The organism is Streptomyces sp. NPDC039465, from assembly GCF_055639315.1.
Genome location: NZ_JBVKAP010000007.1, coordinates 64,732 through 85,662 on the forward strand (window position 1 = coordinate 64,732; position 20,931 = coordinate 85,662).

18 protein-coding genes are annotated in these 20,931 nt (G+C 69.1%); 7 read left to right on the top strand and 11 right to left on the bottom strand.

Annotated features, from left to right (window positions below):
* Positions 1-8: 8 nt before the first annotated feature.
* The 5 genes from ACZ7LT_RS23085 to ACZ7LT_RS23105 form a co-directional block, all read right to left on the bottom strand.
* The gene (locus tag ACZ7LT_RS23085) at positions 9-1,070 is read right to left on the bottom strand and encodes a GNAT family N-acetyltransferase (protein WP_471238351.1); all 1,062 of its coding nucleotides are present in this window, start codon (positions 1,068-1,070) and stop codon (positions 9-11) included.
* 438 nt (positions 1,071-1,508) lie between these two features.
* Positions 1,509-2,252, bottom strand: a complete 744-nt coding sequence (locus ACZ7LT_RS23090) for a hypothetical protein (RefSeq protein WP_471237963.1) — start codon at positions 2,250-2,252, stop codon at positions 1,509-1,511.
* Complete coding sequence (locus ACZ7LT_RS23095; RefSeq protein WP_471237964.1) at positions 2,242-6,879, bottom strand: putative T7SS-secreted protein; 4,638 nt, start codon at positions 6,877-6,879, stop codon at positions 2,242-2,244. The genes ACZ7LT_RS23090 and ACZ7LT_RS23095 overlap by 11 nt, the downstream gene beginning before the upstream one ends.
* A complete protein-coding gene (locus tag ACZ7LT_RS23100; protein ID WP_471237965.1) occupies positions 6,879-7,526 on the bottom strand; it encodes a hypothetical protein in 648 nt (215 codons plus the stop codon). The genes ACZ7LT_RS23095 and ACZ7LT_RS23100 overlap by 1 nt, the downstream gene beginning before the upstream one ends.
* Positions 7,523-8,050: an SseB family protein gene (locus ACZ7LT_RS23105; protein ID WP_471237966.1), complete on the bottom strand. Its 528-nt coding sequence runs from the start codon at positions 8,048-8,050 to the stop codon at positions 7,523-7,525. Before ACZ7LT_RS23105 ends, ACZ7LT_RS23100 begins: the two co-directional genes overlap by 4 nt.
* Positions 8,051-8,392: 342 nt before the next feature.
* On the opposite strand from ACZ7LT_RS23105, the gene ACZ7LT_RS23110 reads away from it, so the two are divergent.
* Positions 8,393-9,661 (top strand): MFS transporter, encoded by a 1,269-nt coding sequence (locus ACZ7LT_RS23110; RefSeq protein ID WP_471237967.1) that lies wholly within the window; start codon positions 8,393-8,395, stop codon positions 9,659-9,661.
* A 94-nt stretch (positions 9,662-9,755) separates the two neighbouring features.
* Here ACZ7LT_RS23110 and ACZ7LT_RS23115 read toward each other — a convergent pair whose 3' ends face one another.
* Together ACZ7LT_RS23115 and ACZ7LT_RS23120 are read right to left on the bottom strand one after the other, a co-directional pair.
* Positions 9,756-10,211: a hypothetical protein gene (locus ACZ7LT_RS23115; protein WP_471237968.1), complete on the bottom strand. Its 456-nt coding sequence runs from the start codon at positions 10,209-10,211 to the stop codon at positions 9,756-9,758.
* A 447-nt stretch (positions 10,212-10,658) separates the two neighbouring features.
* Complete coding sequence (locus ACZ7LT_RS23120) at positions 10,659-10,895, bottom strand: hypothetical protein (RefSeq protein WP_471237969.1); 237 nt, start codon at positions 10,893-10,895, stop codon at positions 10,659-10,661.
* A 177-nt stretch (positions 10,896-11,072) separates the two neighbouring features.
* Here ACZ7LT_RS23120 and ACZ7LT_RS23125 point away from each other — a divergent pair, with 177 nt between their 5' ends.
* The 5 genes from ACZ7LT_RS23125 (at position 11,073) to ACZ7LT_RS23145 (ending at position 13,875) form a co-directional block, all read left to right on the top strand.
* The gene (locus ACZ7LT_RS23125; protein WP_471237970.1) at positions 11,073-11,915 is read left to right on the top strand and encodes a helix-turn-helix domain-containing protein; all 843 of its coding nucleotides are present in this window, start codon (positions 11,073-11,075) and stop codon (positions 11,913-11,915) included.
* Complete coding sequence (locus ACZ7LT_RS23130; protein ID WP_471237972.1) at positions 11,897-12,193, top strand: DUF397 domain-containing protein; 297 nt, start codon at positions 11,897-11,899, stop codon at positions 12,191-12,193. Before ACZ7LT_RS23125 ends, ACZ7LT_RS23130 begins: the two co-directional genes overlap by 19 nt.
* A gap of 214 nt (positions 12,194-12,407) precedes the next feature.
* Positions 12,408-13,205: a helix-turn-helix domain-containing protein gene (locus tag ACZ7LT_RS23135; protein WP_471237973.1), complete on the top strand. Its 798-nt coding sequence runs from the start codon at positions 12,408-12,410 to the stop codon at positions 13,203-13,205.
* A gap of 32 nt (positions 13,206-13,237) precedes the next feature.
* Positions 13,238-13,471, top strand: coding sequence for a type II toxin-antitoxin system VapB family antitoxin (locus ACZ7LT_RS23140; protein WP_028797611.1), 234 nt, complete (start codon positions 13,238-13,240; stop codon positions 13,469-13,471).
* Positions 13,468-13,875 (top strand): PIN domain-containing protein, encoded by a 408-nt coding sequence (locus tag ACZ7LT_RS23145; RefSeq protein WP_471237974.1) that lies wholly within the window; start codon positions 13,468-13,470, stop codon positions 13,873-13,875. The genes ACZ7LT_RS23140 and ACZ7LT_RS23145 overlap by 4 nt, the downstream gene beginning before the upstream one ends.
* Here the strand turns inward: ACZ7LT_RS23145 and hutI are convergent.
* From hutI to hutU, 4 genes are all read right to left on the bottom strand, one after another.
* The gene (gene hutI / locus ACZ7LT_RS23150) at positions 13,865-15,115 is read right to left on the bottom strand and encodes an imidazolonepropionase (RefSeq protein WP_471237975.1); all 1,251 of its coding nucleotides are present in this window, start codon (positions 15,113-15,115) and stop codon (positions 13,865-13,867) included. The two genes, ACZ7LT_RS23145 and hutI, sit on opposite strands and share 11 nt — an antisense overlap.
* Before the next feature lie 17 nt (positions 15,116-15,132).
* On the bottom strand, positions 15,133-16,467 hold the full coding sequence (locus ACZ7LT_RS23155) for a formimidoylglutamate deiminase (RefSeq protein WP_471237976.1): 1,335 nt from the start codon (positions 16,465-16,467) through the stop codon (positions 15,133-15,135).
* Entirely contained in the window at positions 16,458-17,648 is a 1,191-nt protein-coding gene (locus ACZ7LT_RS23160; protein WP_471237977.1) for an allantoate amidohydrolase, read from the bottom strand. Before ACZ7LT_RS23160 ends, ACZ7LT_RS23155 begins: the two co-directional genes overlap by 10 nt.
* Positions 17,649-17,767: 119 nt before the next feature.
* Positions 17,768-19,432: a urocanate hydratase gene (gene hutU / locus ACZ7LT_RS23165; RefSeq protein WP_471237978.1), complete on the bottom strand. Its 1,665-nt coding sequence runs from the start codon at positions 19,430-19,432 to the stop codon at positions 17,768-17,770.
* Between the two features lie 115 nt (positions 19,433-19,547).
* On the opposite strand from hutU, the gene ACZ7LT_RS23170 reads away from it, so the two are divergent.
* On the top strand, positions 19,548-20,882 hold the full coding sequence (locus ACZ7LT_RS23170) for a type III PLP-dependent enzyme domain-containing protein (RefSeq protein WP_471237979.1): 1,335 nt from the start codon (positions 19,548-19,550) through the stop codon (positions 20,880-20,882).
* Positions 20,883-20,931: the final 49 nt, after the last annotated feature.

The window sequence follows — 20,931 nt, forward strand, 5'->3', positions numbered from 1 at the left end:
GCGGCCGGTCACTTGCCCCGGATGCGGCCGATGTGGTTGAGCGCCTGGCGTCCGTAGCCGGCGAGTTTGGGCCTGCTGCGGACGAAGCTGTGGGTGCGGCGGGCGGGCTCCCGGCTGAGCCAGTAGAGACCGGCCCTTATCCCCGGCCGGACCGCCGATCCCTCGTACACGCTCAGCTCCCCGGTCTTGAGCGCGTCCTTGTACTCGGCGTCGCCCCGCCCGAGGTCGAGCATGCCGATCCCGGCGGCGGCCGCCGCCTCGGCCATCCGCAGGTGCAGGATGAGGCCGGGCGAGAACTTCGCGTACTCGGGGTCGTACGCCGGGAACCAGCAGGACAGGACGGTCGCCGAGCGCAGCCCGAAGTGGGCGGCGATCGGCCGGTCGCCGACGTACAGCACGGACAGCACGCCGGAGCAGCTTGGCGCGCGCAGCTCGTGCAGCCGCCGGACGAGGGTGGTGATCCACTCCTTGGCGAACCGGTCGCGGCGGCCGGTCCTGCGGTACTGCGCGGACTTCCACTCCATGAGGGTGGCGAGCGCCTTCGGGTCCCGTTCGTCGAAGACGAACCGCACCTCGCCGCCGCTCTGCCGGGCCAGCTTGCGCTCCTTGGCGAGGGTGGTCCGCAGGAACTTGGGCGACTGGGCGCGCAGCACGTCCTCGTACGCCGCGTAGCCCTCCCCTATATCGATGACGGGCGAGGCGAACTGCTCGGCGGCCACCGGCGTGAACGTGCTCTGCCCGGCCTCCAGGTTGTCGAACTCCCAGGCGGCGAGGGCGCAGGCCCGCAGCAACGCCCGCGCCGAGGTCCGCAGCCCCGGCCGCAGGACGGCCCCCTGACAGTCGGACACCCCAAGCCCTATGGCCCGCCCGTGCCCGAACGCCCCCCTCTCGTACGGAAAGAACCCGACGGGCTCCCCGTCCTCCCACAACACGGCCACCCGCGCCCGCGGCCGCACGGCGGCCACGGCCCGGGTGAACTCCGGCTCCATGAAGGGATTGGCGGGTGCCCCGGACTTGGCACGCAGCTCCCGCCAGGCTTCTGTCTCCCTGTCGCTCAGCTCCCCGGGCATGACGACACGAATGCGCACAGCGCTCAACTCGGACCCCCCGGTCTCCCCCTGAGTCTTGCCGCTACAGGACGGTACCGGCGGAAATCACTCGGTGACAGGGGAACCGGGCCATTCTGTGACCGACCCGTGAAGGAGTGTGCACGAGGGTGATGGGGGGTGATCCTGAGACCAATGGGACATGACGGCTCGACGCGGGCCGACGCTAGATCGGAGCGATCCCGGCGATGATCCCCCGCACGCCGTCGGTGACGCCGGGCAGCCGGTCCGCGCGGGCCCCGCCGGGCGAGGGCGGGGGTCAGGAGTCACACTGCTGTAGATCGGGGCCAGTTCACGGACCTCGCCCACCGAGGTGGCGAACGGCCTCTCCTTGGCGCGGCCGCCTCCAGCGTCACCCACGGTGAAATCATTCGACTTTATCCATTCACGGAAACGACCCCATCAGAGGTAGGCGAGATCTCCACCCTTTCCGAGGAAGCTGGTGATCTCAGATTCCGCCTCGCCACCTTCGAGAACCCTCGCGTCTCTCGCCATGTCCTGGAAGGCTTCTGGATAAAGTTCCGCGGGACAGAAAAGGACGAACCCCGCATAGGGATGCTTGTTGAGCGGAATGACAGGAAAAATACCCGCCTCGATGGAAAATCTCACATAGAGAGAGACGATTCTCCTGCGGCGCGACTCCAGATCAATTGTGTTCGCGAAATCCCTGGAGAGCGAGAAATGGGTTTCCATGACTTGCGCCGACTGAATCCATGAGCTATTTGGTTGATCGCGCCCCCCTACGGCACATGAAAATCCTGAGCTGCGAGTGGCCAGGTCGCCGATGAAGCCGCGCACTGTCGGTGCCGTGTTCGAAAATACCTGATACCTGGACTCATAGCGCGACAGTCCCTGGAACTGATCGGTGGCCGCGCGCTTCCCTGATCGCCACAGAATGAAGTGCTCGTCACCCTCACCCGGCGGCTCCCAGTCTCCCGGGCGAAGCTTTGCCGACCACGTGAAGATTTTCTGTTGGCGGAGGCGGGGCAAAGTTGCGGCCCAAGCGTCGCTTTCTGAGACTGGATCGCAGAACACCCACACTGCACCCACGTCACCCAAGGGGCCCTCCAGGGATGAGATTTTTGAACCGATCCCCGTCGGATCCCAGCGTGGCTGTCCCGCGATGGAATAGTACTCATTCCGCATTTCTTGACACTCCCCTGAGCCCATATCCTGATTGCATGTCGCCGTAGTAGATGTGCTCCCCCTTGGGCCCATGATAGTGAGGCAGCGACCACTGCTCCTGCTCTGGATCCTTGTGCTTGAAGTAGTGCCCATTCGCATGGTGATGGAACTCCAGCTCATTTCCCTTGGAGTCGATCGCCCGTATCAGCTCCCACGGTTCACCCTTGGGGCCGTACAAGTTCGGGTTCTTGCCCCACTGCTCGATTCTCATAAGGTATGAAGGATCCTCGATGTCATAGCGGCGCATGACTTCGGCGAGGGCTGCGTCATGGTCGGGGAACAGGACGTCGCCGCGTGGGGCATCCAGCGGAAGATGCTTTTCAGGGCCTCCAGGTGGACAGGGCGACAAGCCGAGCGGGTCGCTCCATGTCTGCGGATTGTTGACATACGTTGCTGGGTTCGGGGCGGGGACTAGACCTAGGGGGTCCTGGCTGAGGTATCGCGCCGATTCCGGGTCGTAATAGCGGAAGTGGTTGTAGTGCAGGCCCGATTCCGGGTCGAAGTACTGGCCCGGGAAACGCAGAGGGGTATATGCCGTAGCGTCACGGTTCCACGTCGTCGCGCCCCAGATCGTGGTGCGGGTGCGCCAGGCCAAGGTGCCTGATTCGTCGACGAGTTCCGTCGGAGTGCCGATCAGATCGGTGACGATGGCGAAGAAACGCTCGTCGGTGGAGTCCGTGCGGCGCTCCGTCTGGGCCAGTGGACGCAGGCCTACGTGGTCCCAGGTGAGGGTGACGCCCTCGGTGCTCTGCTCGCAGAGGGTGGAGCCATCCCAGGTGAAGTGGACCGTCTCCAGCGGGGATCGCTTCGAGATGCGGCGGCCCAGCGGGTCGTACGCGTACCGCCAGACCGTACCGTCCGGTGTCGTCACCGCGGTGAGACGGTCCTCCTCATCCCACTCGTAGCGCCAGGTGTCCGGCTTCCTGGACAGGCGAGTCTTCTGGCGCAGAACGACCCGGCCTTGCCCGTCGTGTTCGTAGCGGACGGACCCCGCGCCGGTGATGCGGGTGCCCTGGTAGGTGCGCATGCCCGTCGAGGAGTGGGACGGGTGGGTGGCAGGCCAGGAGGCCTCCGTCTGGTTGCCGGCGTCGTCGTAGGCGTACCGCTCCGTCCAACCGCCCGCGTGGACGGCCGTGACACGGCCAATCGCGTCCAGGTCGAAGCGGCGGGCGCCGGAGAGGTCGTCGTTTATGCCGACGATCGCTCCGTCCGCGCGGTAGGCGTAGGCCCGGTGCTGGAGGCGGCCGCCCGTGCCGCCGGTGACCTCCTGTGCGATGAGACGGCCCAACGTGTCGTACGACGAGGTCAGGACGGCAAAGTCGGCAATGTGGCGGGCCGTTTCCCGGCCGAGTGCGTCGTGGGCGAAGGCCAACGTTCGGCCTGAGGAGTTCAGTTCCGTTCGACGACCCGCCGCGTCGTACGACCATGTGCTCGTCGATCCGCCCGGAGTCGTCCGCCCGGTTCGGCGCCCCACCGCGTCGTGAGTGAAGAAGAGAGTACGGCCGTTCACGGTCTCGGAGACGAGGCGGCCGTACCGGTCCCGGAGACGCTCCAGCCTCGCGTCCGGGCCTGTCGCCACGGCGAGCTCGTCGAAGATGTCGTACGCGAACGTCGTGACCGCACCGCCCTCAGCTTCCTTGCGGATCACCTGGCCGAGCTCGTTCTGCGTGAGTTGGACGCACTGGCCGAGACCGTTCGTACGGGACGTCAGGCGGCCGGATGCGTCGTACGCGTACGTCAGCGTCCGGTCGTCGAAGTCCGTCTCCGTGACCAGTCGGCCCGCCGCGTCGTAGGCGTAGTCCCACGTCAGACCCTGCGGATTGGTCACCCGCGTCAGCCGCAGGTTCGAGTCATGGAAGAACTCGTAGCGGACACTGTCGGGGCCGGTGCGGGAGGTCAGCAGGTCGAAGTCGGTGTAAGTGAAGTGGGTCGTGCCGCCCAGCGCGTCCGTGTGGCTGAGGCAGTTGCCCTCGCCGTCGTACGTCCAGGACTCCACTGTGCCGTCGGGTCCGGTGCGCTGGGACGGTCGGCCCTCGACCGTCCACTCCAGCTGTGTGACCGCGCCGAGAGCGTCGGTGACACGGATCGTACGGCCGAAGGCATCGTGTTCGTAGCGGGTCGTGGCACCCAACGGATCGGTGACCTCGAGGGGAAGACCCCGGCGGTCCAGGAGCAGTCGAGTGGTGGTGCCGAGCGGGTCCGTCACCGAGGTGAGCCGGCCGGTCGGGTCGTACGCGAATTCCGTCGTCGCGCCCGAAGGGTCGGTCACCGACGTGCGGTTGCCGCGCTCGTCGAAGGTCTGGCGCGTGATGTTGCCGTCCGTGCCGACGATGCGTATCGGCAGTCCGTTGTCGTCGTACTCGGCCCGCGCCTGCCGTCCGTCGGGGCGCTCCAGCACCGTCACGCGGCCGTGCTCGTCATAGGTGGCGCGGCTGACGTGGCCCAGTGGGTCCGTCCGTGACAGCAGGCGGTTGTAGCGGTCGTACTCGAAGCGGGTGACCGCGCCCAGCGCGTCGATCTCGGCGACGACCTGGGCGCGATCGTTGATCAGGTGACGCTCGGTGTGCCCCAGCCCGTTGGTGAGGGTGGTCATGCGGAGCCCGGTCGTCGGATCGACATCGTCCCAGGTGAACGTGGCTTCGAGATGTCCGTTGGTGCCCGACTGGTAGGTGCAGCGGTCCTGGTCGTCGTAGACGTAGTCGAAGCGGCTGCCGTTGGTGTCGGTCCACGAGGTGATGCGGCCGTGTTCGTCACAGCCGAAGCGCAGGGGGCGGCCTGAGGAGTTGGTGACCTCGGTCAGGTGGCCGTCTGTGTAGCCGTAGCACAGGATCTCCTGGTCGGATCCGTCCGCCGCCGCTCCCGCAAGATGGAGGGCCGTCACTCGGCCTTCGCTCGTGGTGAGCTTCAGGTGGTAGCCGCCGTGGTGGACGATCGCCGTCGGGGCGCCCGCCTCGTCGTGCTCGAAGGTGATCCAGCGGCCGTTGCGGTCGTCGATCTGTGCCAGCAGCGCGAGCTCGTCGCTGTGATCGGTGAAGTGCCGGACCCTGCCGGTGCCGGGATCGGTGATGGTGTAGCCGTCCTCGACCCGGTCCAGCGGCCATTGCCGGCCGTGCGTGGGCATGACCGGGACCCCGGGGGCGGGGTGCGGATACGCGAGGAGGCTGCCCTCGTCGCAGCTGAAGATCACACCCTCGGAATCGATCTCCAGCCGCTGATCCACCGTCGACGACCACGCCGGGCCGAACCAGCGACCCGAACGGCGCGAGGAGTCGAAGGTGCGCCGGAAGACGAGGGGCAGCGAGCCGGGCAGGGTGATGTCCGTCTGGGGCAGCAGCATCCGGCCTGTGGCGATGTCGATCGGGTCGTTCTTGCACCGCGTCTCGCTGCACTGCTTGCCGTTGCTATTCGGATCCTTCTCATGGTCCGGGCGGCTGCCGCCCGGCTTGTTCCCGCCGGGCAGGTGTTTGGTGCCGTCCAGGCCAGCGCGTAGGCCGCCCTTGATGACCCCGCCGCCCTTCGTACCGAGCAACTCCGGCACCAGCCGTCCGAGGAACTCCGCCGGGTCCCCCTTCGCCGCGTCCCAGGCGTTCTTCAGCGCCCTGTCCGGGTTCGCCGCCGTGGACACCAGGCCGGCGAGCGTCATGTTGACGCCCTTGTAGTAGTCCGCCGGGTGGGTCAGGTTGTACGGATCCACCGGGTTGACCGAGCGGACGAAGTTGACCAGACCCGCCGTGCCCTTGATGACACCACCGCCGAAGTGGGCCAGCTCGATGCCCTGGCCCAGGCCGTAGTCCATCAGCTCGAGCTTGGCCCTCTCGCGGCCCGTCGGCTCCTTGGGCGCGTGTGCCAGAGCAGCGCGCACCGCGGTCTTGGCAACCTCGCCCGCCTCGTTCCGCGCGGTACGGGCCTCCTTCAGCTTCTCCCGCGCGAGTTGCCGCTTGGCCTTGCCCGGGTCGGAGAACTCCCCGGGATGAGGGAGCGGGCTGTCGCCGCTGCGGGCGGCGTTGTAGGCGTCGACCTTCTTGTTGAACGTGTCAGCGGCCGTCTTGGAGTCCTTGTCGCCCTCCTTATACAGCGCGATCGCCTCACGCGCCTTGCCCTGCGCGCTCACGATCGCCTTGGAGTACGTCTCCAGCGCCTTGGCCGCGTCCTCCATGGCATCCGCCGCATGCAGCCAGTCGGTCGGCAGCGTCTGGAACTTGTCCCGGAAGGCGTTGGCCGCCTCACCCTTCCAGTGGCTGGAGTCCAGCTTCTTCATCCCGCCGCCGACCAGGTCGAACGCGAGTCGGAAGTCCCGCAGGTTCTTCACCGTCTCGGCGATCTTCTCCGGCCTGCCGTGGATCAGCTCGTTCGCTTCCTCCGTCTGCCCGAGCTGCTTCTCCCCGACCTCCGCACCGAGCGAGGACGCCGTCTCGTCACCCCAGTCCTCGACGACTTCGGCCACCGAGTCGTAGCCGTAGCGTCGCAGCCCCTCGCCGGCCTTGTCGGTCACATAGTCGACGCCCTCACCGACGATCTCCTTGCCCTTGTCGATCCCGTCACCGATCTTGTCGATGCCCTTGTCGACCAGACCACCCCAGCCCACCATCAGCGACTCTCCCCCCACCGCGGCTGTTCGGCCTGATCGATGGTCGCCTGGTCGGGATCGAGCATGTCCTTCAGTCTCTCGTCCACCCCGTCACGCAGCTTCGGGTCCAGCACACCCGAGCGTTCCATCGAGTCGAGCATCGAGTCCTCGACGTCATACGCCGTGTTCTTCCAGGTCTGCTTCACCTCTCCGTGCGCCTCGGAGAACGACTCCCGGCTCCAGTCCGCGTTGTCCCACATGTCCTGATCCCGGACCGTGTCCCAGCGCATCTGCTTGACCTCGCCCTCGGACAGATGCGGATTCCCGTTGAGCGAGTTCACCCCGATCTTGAACGAGTCCTTGACGTACTGCTCCTGCTCCGCGAACGAACCCGCCGACAGGCCCACCCCCTGCGCAAAACCGTTTCCCCGCAGGGTCAGCGCCCGTACCCCCCACTCCCACCGGTCGCAGAACGTCTCGAACTCCGACCTCAGACCGCCGTGCCCCAACTCCAGCCCCGACAAAGCAAGATCCGAGAACCCACGACCCGCCGACGCCTCGCCGATCATCCCGAGATCCTTCAGCTCGGAATGCGCCAGATTGATGCCCTTCGCGATCTCCACCAACGCCGCCGCAGGCGCCGCGAGATCAGCCTCGTTCCCACTCACCGCGTCTCCCCCTCCAGATCCACTGCCACCTCATCCGGGACGATCCCGCGCACCGGCGGAAACAGGACCCCCGTCGCACTGCCCGCATCCAGCGCGACCCCGCCCGGTCCCGGCAGCATCGGCACCATCACATCCAGTAGCCGTGCGCCCAGAATCGTCCTGTACGCCCACTCGCGCGTCGTGTCTCCCCTTACCTCCGCGAACCGCGCCAGCGCCTCCTCATCCGAGAACGCGCAGATCCACCGAACCCCGTTGAAGTCCGCGGTCCACAGACTCCCGTGGTCGTCGAAGGGCACCAGCACCGTGTGGCGTCGAAACTCCCCCAGCAGTCGCGCAAACTCGCGTCGCCCGTCCGCCACCTCGTCCGCCTGCTTCGGATCCGGCGGCACGGTCCGCGTCGCAGCAGGCGAGGCCGCCAGAACCGGCTCCGCTTCCGGCAGCACTGCCGAAAGCGGAGCATCCGCCAATTCGGCCAGCTTCGAAACACGTTGAGGCTTCGGTAGGTCGTCCCCGTTGGCAGTCACGTGAACATGCTGCCATCTGGGACAGGACCCGTACGATCGGTCACGGCCGCCACGAGATCCGTCGGCTGAAAGTCTTCACCGAGGACGCCCCCCAGCTACGGACGGGGAACGCTCACGATCGCCGATCACCTCTTAGACCGTGTCCTATGTGGTCAGTCGGATGAGGCGTTTGTAGCAGCAGAGGGCGGCTGCGAGGCCGAGGAAGGCCAGGTAGTTGCGGGGGTGGCAACGGTTCCCGGATGGCCGGCCCAATTTCCTGCACGAAGTATGGACTGGAGGTTCCGGTCGGCGGCGGAGACCCAACACTAATGATCACCGGAGTCACCAGGGGGAGCCCGCAGCATGACCGGCACCACGGAGGCCCTTGGCGGGTCGGCTGCAGTCGACGATGCAGCACGAAGTGTCACGCGCCCGTTCTACGTATACGCCGTGCTCGCCAACACGCTTTTCCAGCGCGGCGTATTCGTCCTCTTCCTTTATCAGCGCGGCTTCTCCGTCGGGCAAGTGGCCCTACTGCAGACACTGCTCTACCTGGTCAGTGGACTTGCGGAGTTGCCGACGGGAGTCATCGCCGACCGAATCGGCAGGCGTGCCAGCATCGTGATCGGCCAGATGCTGATAGCTGGATGTCTGCTCGGTCAGGTGGCGTTCTCCAACTACTGGGTGTTCCTGGCGCTGTTCATCGGGCAGGGCGTGGGCATGGCATGTGTGTCCGGTTCGGACACCGCCCTGCTGTACGACCTGCTCGTGCGTCGCGGTGCAACGGCCAGCTACGTCAAGATCAAGTCCCGGTTCACCATGCTCGGGACGGTCACCTCGGGAGCCGCCATCGTCCTCGGCGGCCAACTGCAGCAGATTTCCTGGGGAGTCGTCTACGTCGGTTCGGCGGCGTGCCTCGTCCTGGCCATGGTGGTGCTGATGTCAGGGGTGCCCGAGATCCGCGGCGCGGACGCGGTGGACGAGCAGGGCGGAGCCGAGGAGCACGGCGACGCCACAGCATGGCGGGCGATGCTTCGGGTCGCCACGCCGGCGCTCGTGACGCTTGTCGTGGTGTCCGGATTGATGCATGCGACTTTGACGCCGTACATCATTTTTACGCAGAAGACCCTCTCCGATCAGGGAGCGGGCACCGCATTGGTCAGCGTGGTCATAGCGGCGGGATTCTTCGCTGGCGGGCTCACTCCATTGCTGTCGGACCGCGCGGACCGGCGCATCGGGTATCGGGTCATCGTCCCGGTGTCTCTCCTGACGCTCGCCGTGGCGCTCGGCCTGAGCGGCCTCGGCCTTGTCTGGGTCACCATCGCCGCGTTCCTGGTCCTGGCCGGGATTCCCGAGATCACCGCCGTGCTCGTGGACAACGTGTTCAACGAGGCAGTGCCGTCGCGCCACCGGGCGAGCCTGCTGTCGATGATCGCATTCGTGGAGTCGGCGCTCATCGGCATCGGCTATCTCGTCCTCGGCGCGCTCATGGACGGGTTGGGCTCCAGTGTGGGCATGGCCACCTACGCCGCGGTCCCCCTGCTGGCATGTCTCCTGTGGCTCCCGGTGCTCTTCCGAGGGGCACGGGTGACCACCGAGATCGAGAAGCCCGCCGACCAAAAGGCATCCTGAAACAGACCATCTCGAGCAACGCCCTGCCCGATGGCAGGGGCGCTACTCGTTGACATGTCGCTCCCAGTCAGCGACGGAGCTGTCATCGCGACGATCAGCGCCAAACGGGATGGGAAGAATCGCGCCACTGAGAAAACCTCACTGAGTGCGAGTTCTCCCGCGCAGCGGTGAGCTCGCCCAGGGTTCGCATGATCGCGTCGAGATCGTCCAGAGCCTGAGCGCAGAACTCCTGATCGCGGGTTGCCTCCTCGACGCGCTGGTCGAAAGCGGGCGAGGCTGCCGGGTTCGCACCGTCTCCCAGGATGCGCGCCGGAGCGAGGAGCCAGTTCCGCCGGGACGTGTCCACGCGCCAGTCCACCTGGGTCGGTGCCGTTCGGACGGCCTCTTCGATGGTCTGGAGCTTCTCAGGCGAGGGCTGGGCGAACCACCAGCCGACATAGGGCACTTGAAGGTGTCCGTAGTCCGGGTGAGGCACCGCGCTGAGCTTGAACCACTCCAGGGCCCCCAGACGGCTGAGGGTTTCGCCCGGCACACGGAAGCGTGTCGACATGAGTCCGATGCCTTTCTCGTCGTCACCAAAGGGGGCCGTCGTAGCCTCCGTTGCCGACGATCAGTTTCTTCCCTGGGAACTCGGTTGGGTCATCCCCATGGCCTCAGCCTTCGCCTCCTCAACTGCTGGGACTGGACGGCCAACTCGGCCACAGACCCCTTCAGTTGGGCTGTTGCCGCAATCGCTCTGGCCATCGGAATCGCTGCGAACGCTGCGACCCCCTGGCGACGGCAAGTCTTCCTCCGCAGGTGAAATTGAGCGGGTCACGTCTGCTGGAGGCTCTCTAGTGAGCCGAGCGCTGGTGGCGGCGGAGGAGGACGTTGGCGTCCGTTTCCGCGCTGCCGTCGCGGCGGAGGCGGGCCGCCTCGCGTCGGTCGGCAAGGGCGCGGCAGGTCGGGCAGCCGGGGGTGGGGGCCGGCGGGCGGGGGGTGTCGAAGTCTTCGGGCCTCATCGGGCCGCCCGCAAGGCCCGCTCGTTGGCGGCCTTCACCCCGGCGCTCAGGCGCTCGGCGGGGGTGGCCGGGCGGAGCTGCGCGGGGTCGGCCTCCCACTCAAGACCGCCGCCGAGGGGGCGCAGCATCACGTACGGCCCGGCTTCACCTCGGTACTCCCCGACGCGCCGGGTGACCGGGTCGTAGACCTGGTCCCCACACTCCGGGGCAGCAGCCTGTCCTTCACTCGCCATACGTTCCGCTCCATTCCGCTCCTTGCGTCCAACATCAGCGCGAGGCGCCGGAATTCGACTACCGTGCGCGTTCCGGGCGCTACGAGAATGGCCCCGGGAACAGGGAACGAAGACCGAAGTCGGGCGTACTTCCCCACCTCGCGCCGGTAGTTCCACACCTTCCACGGAGGAACACCCATGCCACCGAGACGGGTGATCACGGGCCGGAGCCAGGAACCGCGCAAGCGCTTCGCGGAGGAGCTCCGGTTACTGCGGACCGAGCGGGGCGAGAGCCTGCGCCGGCTGGGTGAGGTGCTGGGCTGGGACTGGTCGCTGTTCGGCAAGATGGAGAACGGCGAGACGCTGGGCGGCCCGGAGGTTGTCCAGGCGCTGGACCAGCATTACGGGACGCCGGGGTTGCTGCTGGCGTTGTGGGAGCTGGCGGTGGGGGATCCGACGCAGTTCAAGGAACGCTATCGGCGGTACATGATGCTGGAGGCGGAGGCGATGAGCCTCTGGCACTACGCCGTAAGCGTCCTGCCGGGCCTGCTTCAGACCGAGGCGTACGCGCGGACTCTACTGTCGGCAGGCGGCACGACGGGCGGGGAGCTGACTCGCCAGGTCGAGGCACGGATAGGACGACGGGAGCTGCTGGCGGGAGACAGCGCTCCGGCGTTCCGCACGATCCTGTCCGAGACGGTGCTGCGCTCGCCGCTGGCGGATGCCGCAGCGTGGCGCGAGCAGTTGGAACACCTGCTGACGGTTGGGGAGCGCCGGAACGTCACCATTCAGGTCGTACGGCACTCTGTCGGGCTCTACGCCCTGTCGAACACCGACGCGATGTTCCTGCGGCTCAACGACGGCCGAACGGTGACCTGGGTGGAGACCGCACTCACAGGCGAACTGGTCGAGGAAACTGCCTCGGTCGAGCGACTCCAGCTCAGTTACGATCAGGTCCGCGATCTGGCCCTTTCCCCGTCCGATACGCGGAAGTTCATTACGCAGACGTTGGAGGATGCAGCGTGCGAGCCATCGATCTGACCAACGTGACCTGGCGCAAGAGCTCGTACAGCAACGCGGACGGCGGGCAGTGCGTCGAAGTCTCCGACGACTTCCTCGTCGGCGCCACCTGGCGCAAGAGCTCGTACAGCAACCCGGACGGCGGGAACTGCGTCGAGGTCGCCGACAACCTCCCCGCCGTCGTCCCCGTCCGGGACAGCAAGAACCCCGCCGGACCAGCACTGGTCTTCGAGTCCGGCGCCTGGGCCTCGTTCGTCACCGCCCTGGGTCGCGGGATTCTGCGACCCGGTGGCGTGTGAACCGACGATCCACGACATCCCCGTTCAAAGAACGGGAGTGAAACCACTCCTACCCAAACCAGACGTCTCACACGTTCGGGTGACAAGGTGGCAGAACGCCTGGTCGGCACGGTACGGTCGCGCCAACTCCCAAACTCCATAAAAGATTTCGGCCCCCGGTCGGGACTGGCATCCCGGTCGAGGGCCTCATCATCAGGAAGCGAACACCTTCCCCATGACTGTTGCGCAGTTTAGCGCGCGGACGCCCGCGCGCGGCGGTTCGTCCGTCGCCGGAGTCACCCACGTCCGGCATCGCCACGACGAGAAGTTCACCGTCGTCGGCAACCATCTGGCCCAGCATCGGCAGCTCTCCGCCTGCGCGATCGGGATCGGGGTGTACATCCAATCGCTGCCCGACGGCGCCCTGATCGGCGTAAAGGTGCTGACGGCCCGCTTCCCGGAGGGCGAGGCACGGATCTCCAAGGCGCTCAGGGAGCTGGAGGCGGCGGGCTATCTGGAGCGCAAGGTCGAGCGGCTGGGCGGGTCGCGGATTGTCACCCGTACGCGGTGGTACGAACATCCGCACGCAGCCGATCAGGTGAAGGCCCCCGCACCTCCGCCCGTCGAGCGGCCCGTCAAGACGCGTACCGAGCCCAAGCCCCGGCTGCCCGAGCTCACCGACGAGCTGAAGCCCGCCGCCGCGCTCCTCGCCCGGCTGCGGCAGCACGACCCTCGGCTGCTGCTCTCGGAGACCGACGTCCGGCGCCTCGCCCCCGGCGTCCAGCGCTGGCTGGAGCGCGGGGTCACCCCGACCGCCGCCGCCCGGACCCTCGCGGGCGAGCTTCCGGCCGGGACGATCCGCTGGCCGGGACGGCTGCTGGAACACCGCCTCCGCGAGTGGCTGCCGCCGGAACTCCCGCCGGAGCCGGAGGGCCCCAAGCAGGTCCCGATGCAGACCTGCGAGGGCTGCGACCGGGCGTTCCGCAGCGACGAACCGGGCCGCTGCCGCGACTGTAAGGGCGATGTACATTGATGTTAAACATCACCAACATCGCGGGAGACGCCATGGCCGTCACTCAGATCGACCTCGACGAGGTTCTCCTGGAAGCCGCCATGAAGCTCATGGGGACGCGCACCAAGAAGGAGACGGTGAACACGGCCCTTCGCGAGTACGTCGAACGAATCGAGCGCATCAGGGCGGCGGAAGACCTCGCGGCACGCGGCGCGCGGGGCGAGTTCGACGAAGCAGCCGCCGCGCACGAGGCAGCCAAAAAGGCCCGGCGGGCAGGGCGCACGTGAACTCATACCTGCTGGACGCGTCGGCGCTGTGGTACTTGTTCCGCACGCCGACGGCCATCACCACATGGGAGGCCTACATCGGCGCGGGCGCGTTCCATCTGTGTGAGCCGACACGAGCCGAATTTCTCTACTCGGCAACGGGCCCGGCCCATCGGGACGAACTCGCCGACCTGATCGACACGCTGTGCCGTCCCGCCTCCGTACCGAAGAACGCGTGGCGTTGGGTCGAGACGGCTCAGTACAAGCTGACGCAACACGGGCAGCACCGCTCCGCAGGCCCCATCGACCTGCTGCTGTGTGCCACCGCCGTGCACCACGGCCTGACCGTGCTCCACGTCGACGACGACTTCGCCACGGTGAGCCGTGTGGTCAAGGAGCTGCGCCAGCAGGACGTCAGGGCGTGACCCGCTCCCCCTTCCGCCAGACCTCGCTCACCAGCGGGACGCCCGGGCGGTAGGCCAGGTGGACGTGTGACGGGGCGTCCAGGATGGTCAGGTCCGCACGGGCGCCGGGGGTCAGGTGGCCGATGTCCTGGCGGCGGAGGGCGGCCGCGCCGCCGGCCGTGGCGGACCAGAGGGCCTCGTCGGGGGTCATCCGCATGTCGCGGACCGCGAGTGCGATGCAGAAGGGGACGGACGAGGTGTAGGAGGAGCCCGGGTTGCAGTCCGTGGACAGGGCGACGGTCACGCCCGCGTCCAGGAGGCGGCGGGCGTCGGGCCACTCGGCGCGGGTGGAGAACTCGGCGCCGGGCAGCAGCGTGGCGACGGTGTTGCCGGAGGCCAGTGCGTCCACGTCCGCGTCGGTGAGGTGAGTGCAGTGGTCGGCGCTGGCCGCGTCGAGTTCGACGGCGAGCTGGACGCCAGGACCGTACGAGAGCTGGTTGGCGTGGACGCGCGGGATCAGGCCCTTGGCCTGGCCGGCGGTGAGGATCGCGCGGGCCTGGTCGCCGTCGAACGCGCCCTTCTCGCAGAAGACGTCGACCCAGCGGGCGTACGGCGCGCACGCCTCCAGCATCTCGCCGGTGACCAGGGCGACGTAGGCCGCCGGGTCGTCGGCGTAGTCCGGGGAGACGATGTGCGCGCCGAGGTAGGTGACCTCTTCGGTGTGGCGGGCCGCGATGCGCAGGGCGCGGGCCTCGTCCTCGACGGTGAGGCCGTAGCCCGACTTGGTCTCGAAGGTGGTCGTGCCCTGACGCAGCGCCTCGGCCAGGTGGCGGGTGAGGTTGGCCTCCAGGGCCTCGTCGCTGGCGGCGCGGGTGGCGGCGACCGTCGTACGGATGCCGCCCGCGCTGTAGGCGCGGCCGGACATCCGGGCGTTGAACTCGGCGGTGCGGTCGCCCGCGAAGACGAGGTGGGAGTGGGAGTCGACGAAGCCGGGGATCACGGCCCTGCCGCCGGCGTCGACGCGATTGTCAGTGGCGGGTGCTTTGCTTGATTCACCGACCCAGACGACACGGTCGCCGTCGATGACGACGGCCGCGTCCTGGATCAGGCCGAGAGGGGATCCGTCACCGAGGGAGGGGTTGTTGGTGACCAGACTGGCGATGTTGGTGATGACGGTGGCCGCCGCCGCGACGGCGCTGTTCGCCGTCGCGGGGCCGGGCGTCGCCGCGGGGGTGTTCGTGGTCTCGGGGGCGCTGTTCATGGTGGGGAACGTCTCCTTCAGTCGTGCAGCGCGGCGATCGAGTCCGTCAGTGCTCGCGGGACGTCCGGGATCAGCGCGTGGTGCCCGTCCCGTACGACGTGTCGGCCGGCCACGACGGTGTGCCGGACATCTGCCGCCGACGCGGCGAATACCGCTGTCTCAGCTGCCAGACGCGGCTGCGGTCCCGCTGTCCTGACGGAGTCCAGCGCGATCGTGGTGAAGTCGGCGAGCGCGCCGGCCTCCAGGTGGCCCGCGTCGGGCAGGCCGAGGGCGGCGTGGCCGTCGGCGGTGGCGGCGCGCAGCAGGGCCGCGGCCGTCCAGTGGCCGCGGGTGCGCGAGCGCAGCCGCTCGTCGAGCTCCATCGCCCGCGCCTCCTCCAGGAGGTCGACGACGGCGTGGCTGTCGCTGCCCAGCGAGAGCGGGGATCCGGCCCGCTGGAGGGCGACCGCCGGGCCGATGCCGTCCGCGAGGTCGCGTTCGGTGGTGGGGCACATGCAGGTGCCGGTGGTGGTGGTGCCGAGGAGGGCGATGTCGGCGTCGGTGAGATGGGTGTTGTGCACGCCGGTGGTGCGCGGGCCCAGGACGCCGTGGTCGGCGAGGAGCTGGGTGGGGGTGCGGCCGTGGGCGGCCTGGCAGGCGTCGTTCTCGGCGGTCTGCTCGGAGAGGTGGACGTGCAGGGGTGCCTGCCGGTCCTCGGCCCATCGGGCGACGGTGGCCAGCTGGTCGGCCGGGACGGCCCGTACGGAGTGGACGGCGGCGCCGATCCGTACGCCCTCGCGTTCCTTGAGCTGTGCGGCCCGCTCTGCCCACGCTTCGGCGGTGCCGTCGGAGAAGCGCAGCTGGGGGGTGGTGGGCGGTTCGCCGAAGCCCGAGGAGAGATAGGCGGTGTCGAGCAGGGTGATGCGGATGCCGGCCTCGCCGGCCGCCGCGATCAGGGCCTCGCCCATGGCGTTCGGGTCGGCGTAAGGGGTGCCGCCCGGGGCGTGGTGGAGGTAGTGGAATTCGCCTACGGAGGTGATGCCGGCGAGTGCCATCTCGGCGTACACGGCGCGGGCGAGCGCGTGGTACGAGTCCGGGGTCAGCCGGGCGGCGACCTTGTACATGACCTCGCGCCAGGTCCAGAAAGTCCCGGAGCCGACCTGGACCGTGCCGCGCAGGGCGCGGTGGAAGGCGTGGCTGTGGGCGTTGGCGAGGCCGGAGATGGTCAGGCCGCGCAGGATCTCGGCGCCGGGCGGCGGGGACGGGACCCCGGTCCGTACGGCGGCGATCCGGCCGTCCGCCACCTCCAGGGCCACGCCCGGCTCGACGTGTGTGCCGAGCCAGGCGTGTTCCAGCCAGTACGTCACCTGCACGCGAGCCCCTCCAGTACGTCGGCGAGTGCGAGGACCCCGGCGACGCAGTCGTCCTCGGCGGCGAACTCGGCCGGGGAGTGGGAGACGCCTGTGGGGTTCCGTACGAACAGCATGGCGGTGGGGATGGAGCCGGACAGAATACCGGCGTCGTGTCCCGCGCCGGTGCCGAGCACGGGGACGGCCCCGCCGAGGATCTTGTTCAGCTCGTCGCGCAGGGCGTGCTCGAACTCGATCACCGGGGTGAACGACTCCCGGACGACGGTCAGGTCGACGCCGTGGCGCTGGGCGTGGTCGCGGGCGGCGGCCTCGATGCCGGCGGTGACGGTGTCGAGGGTGGTCTGGTCGGCGGCGCGCGAGTCGAGCCAGCCGCGGACCAGGGAGGGGATGGCGTTGACGCCGTTCGGCTCGACGGAGATCTTGCCGAAGGTGGCGACGGCGCCGGCGAGTTCGGCCTCGCGGCGGGCGGCGAGGACGGTCTCGGCGTACGTCAGCATCGGGTCACGGCGGTCGACGAGCCGGGTCGTGCCGGCGTGGTTGGCCTCGCCGTGGAAGTCGTACCGCCAGCGGCCGTGCGGCCAGATCGCGGAGGCGATGCCGACGGCGTCGCCGCTCAGGTCGAGCGCGCGGCCCTGCTCGACGTGGAGTTCGACGAAGGCGCCGATGCGGGCGAGGCGCTCGGGGTCGGGGCCGATGGCGGCCGGGTCGTACCCGGCCGCCTCCATCGCCGCCGGGAGGGTGATCCCGTCGGCGTCCCGCAGTTCGTACGCCTTGTCCTTGGTCAGCTGCCCGGCGGTGAGCCGGGATCCGACGCAGGCGAGGCCGAACCGCGCGCCTTCTTCGTCACCGAAGTTGGTGAGCGCGAGGGGGTGGGTGAACTCCGCTCCGCGGCGGCGGAGTTCGTCGAGCGCGGCGAAGGCGGACACGACGCCGAGGGGGCCGTCGAAGGCGCCGCCGTCGGGGACGGAGTCCAGGTGCGAGCCGGTGACGACGGCGTCCCCCTGGGCGGGGTCGCCGAGCCAGGCCCACTGATTGCCGTTGCGGTCGGTCTCGTAGGTCAGCCCGCGGGCCTCGGCCTGCTCCTGGAACCAGGTGCGGCAGTCGGCGTCGGGGCCGGTCCAGGCGTAGCGGCGGTAGCCCCGGGTGTGGGTGTCGCGGCCGATTTCTGCGAGCTCTGCCCACATGGTGTGGAAGCTTGGGCCCGGCTTCGCCAGGTGGCGCCCACCCGCCCCCAGAGCTTCGCCTGGGAGGTGCCCCCCTTGCCCAGCGGAACGAATGCCCACAAGCCCGTCGTCGGCCCCGGTCACGCTTCGTCACCCTCGCGCATCGGGACGCGTACGCCCTTCGCGTCCGCGACCGACTCCGCGATGTCGTAGCCCGCGTCCACGTGGCGGATCACACCCATGCCCGGGTCGTTCGTCAGGACGCGGCGGATCTTCTCGGCCGCGAGGGGGGTGCCGTCGGCGACGGTGACCTGGCCCGCGTGGATGGAGCGGCCCATGCCGACGCCGCCGCCGTGGTGGAGGGAGACCCAGGAGGCGCCCGAGGCGACGTTGACCATGGCGTTCAGGAGGGGCCAGTCGGCGATCGCGTCGGAGCCGTCGAGCATGGCCTCGGTCTCGCGGTACGGGGAGGCGACGGAGCCGCAGTCGAGGTGGTCGCGGCCGATCGCGAGCGGGGCGGCCAGCTCGCCGGAGGCCACCATGTCGTTGAAGCGCTCGCCGGCGCGGTCGCGCTCGCCGTAGCCGAGCCAGCAGATGCGGGCGGGCAGGCCCTGGAAGTGGACGCGCTCGCCGGCCATCTTGATCCAGCGGTGCAGGGACTCGTTCTCGGGGAAGAGGTCGAGGATCGCCTTGTCGGTCTTGTGGATGTCGGACGCCTCGCCGGAGAGGGCCGCCCAGCGGAAGGGGCCCTTGCCCTCGCAGAAGAGGGGGCGGATGTAGGCGGGGACGAAGCCGGGGAAGGCGAAGGCCCGGTCGTAGCCGGCCAGCTGGGCCTCGCCGCGGATCGAGTTGCCGTAGTCGAAGACCTCGGCGCCCGCGTCCATGAAGCCGACCATGGCCTCGACGTGCTTGGCCATGGATTCGCGGGCGCGGGTGGTGAAGCCCGCCGGGTCCTTGGCCGCGGCCGTGGCCATGTCGTCGAAGTCGATGCCGATCGGGAGGTACGACAGCGGGTCGTGGGCCGAGGTCTGGTCGGTGACGATGTCGATCGGGGCGCTCTCGGCCAGCATGCGGGGCAGCAGCTCGGCGGCGTTGCCGAGGAGGCCGATGGAGAGCGGGCGGCGGGCGTCGCGGGCCTCGACGGCGAGCTGGAGGGCGTGCTCCAGGCTGTCGGCCTTCACGTCGAGGTAGCGGTGTTCGATCCGGCGCTCGATGGCGCGCGGGTCGCAGTCGATGCAGATGGCGACGCCGTCGTTCATGGTGACGGCGAGCGGCTGGGCGCCGCCCATGCCGCCGAGTCCGGCGGTGAGGGTGATCGTCCCGGCGAGGGTGCCGTTGAACTTCTTCGCGGCGACGGCGGCGAAGGTCTCGTACGTGCCCTGGAGGATGCCCTGGGTGCCGATGTAGATCCATGACCCGGCGGTCATCTGGCCGTACATGGTCAGGCCCAGCTGCTCCAGCCGCCGGAACTCCTCCCAGTTGGCCCAGTCGCCGACGAGGTTGGAGTTGGCGATGAGGACGCGCGGCGCCCATTCGTGGGTCTGCATGACGCCGACGGGGCGGCCGGACTGGACGAGCATCGTCTCGTCCTGCTTGAGGGTCTTCAGGGTGCGCACCATCGCGTCGAAGGAGCGCCAGTCGCGGGCGGCCTTGCCGGTGCCGCCGTAGACGACGAGCTTGTCGGGGTGCTCGGCGACCTCGGGGTCGAGGTTGTTCTGGAGCATGCGGAGGGCGGCCTCCTGCTGCCATCCCAGGGCGCTCAGTTCCGTACCGCGCGGGGCCCGTACGGGGCGGGGTCCTGACATGGCGGTGCCTCCTCCGTCGACAATCCTTTGTTGATCCTGTTATTCACATATTGCTGGGGTGAATAGTTTCAGTCAACAGCTGCGGCGGTCTCCGTCGGATGATTGGCTGGCCGACATGGCTTCCGACCGTCGCGATCAGGCCGTGCACGCGGCCGTCGAACAAGGACTCCTGCCCGCCGCCGTCCCGCTCACCGCTCTGCTCGACGTGGCCGGTATCCGCGCCTCGGCCACGGCGCTCACCCAGGCCTTCGCGGAGATCACCGACGCACCCGTCCTGCACGCCTTCGCCGTGAAGGCGTGCCCGCTCGTGCCCGTGCTCCGGCTGCTGCGCGACGCCGGGCTCGGCGCCGAGGTGGCCAGCCCCGGGGAGCTGGCGCTGGCCCGCGCCGCCGGGATCCCGCCGGGCCGTACGGTCCTCGACTCCCCCGCCAAGACACCGGCCGAACTGCGCGAGGCCCTCGCCCTGGGGATCGCGGTCAACGCCGACAACCCCCAGGAGCTGGACCGCATCGACGCCCTGGTGGCCTCCGCGCCCACCCGCTCGCCGCTCGGCCTGCGGGTCAATCCGCAGGTCGGGGCCGGCAGCATCGGGGCGCTGTCGACGGCCACCACGACCTCGAAGTTCGGGGTGGGGCTGCGCGACGAGGGGGCCCGGGCCCAGGTCGTACGGACCTACGCGGAGCGGCCCTGGCTGACCCGCCTGCACACCCACACCGGCTCCCAGGGCCTGCCGCTGCCGCTGATGGTGTCCGGGGTCCAGGCCGCGTACGAACTCGCCGAGGAGATCAACGCGGCCGTGGGCCGGCAGCAGATCGACACCGTGGACATCGGCGGCGGTCTGCCGGTGAACTTCGCCTCCGAGGAGCAGACGCCGACCTTCGCGGACTACGCGCGGCTGCTGAAGCAGACCGTGCCCGGGCTGTTCGACGGGCGGTACGCCCTGGTCACCGAGTTCGGGCGGGCCCTGCTCGCCAAGCACGGCACGATCCTCGCGCGCGTGGAGTACACCAAGAGCTCCGGCGGCCGCCCGATCGCCGTCACCCACGCGGGCGTCCAGGTCGCCACCCGTACCGTCCACGACCCGCGCTCGTGGCCGCTGCGGATCGCCGCGTACGACGCCAAGGGGCTGCCCAAGTCCGGCTCGGAGACCGTCCAGGACGTGGCCGGGCCCGCCTGCTTCGCGGGCGACCTGCTGGCCACCGGCCGCCCGCTGCCCCTGCTGGAGCAGGGGGACGTGGTCGCGGTCCTCGACACCGGCGCGTACTACTTCTCCAGTCACTACGGCTACAACAGCCTGCCCCGACCCGCCGTCCACGGCTTCACGCTCGACCCCGACGGCAGCGTCCGTTTCTCGGTCGTACGGGCCGCGCAGAGCCTCGACGAGATCGTCGCCGAGGCGGGCGGCGGCCAACCGGACGCGCTGCTCGACCAGTCGGCCCGGCGGCCGTAGGGGTCCCGGTCCGGGTACGTCCCGGTCCGGCCCAGCACCACGGGCGGTT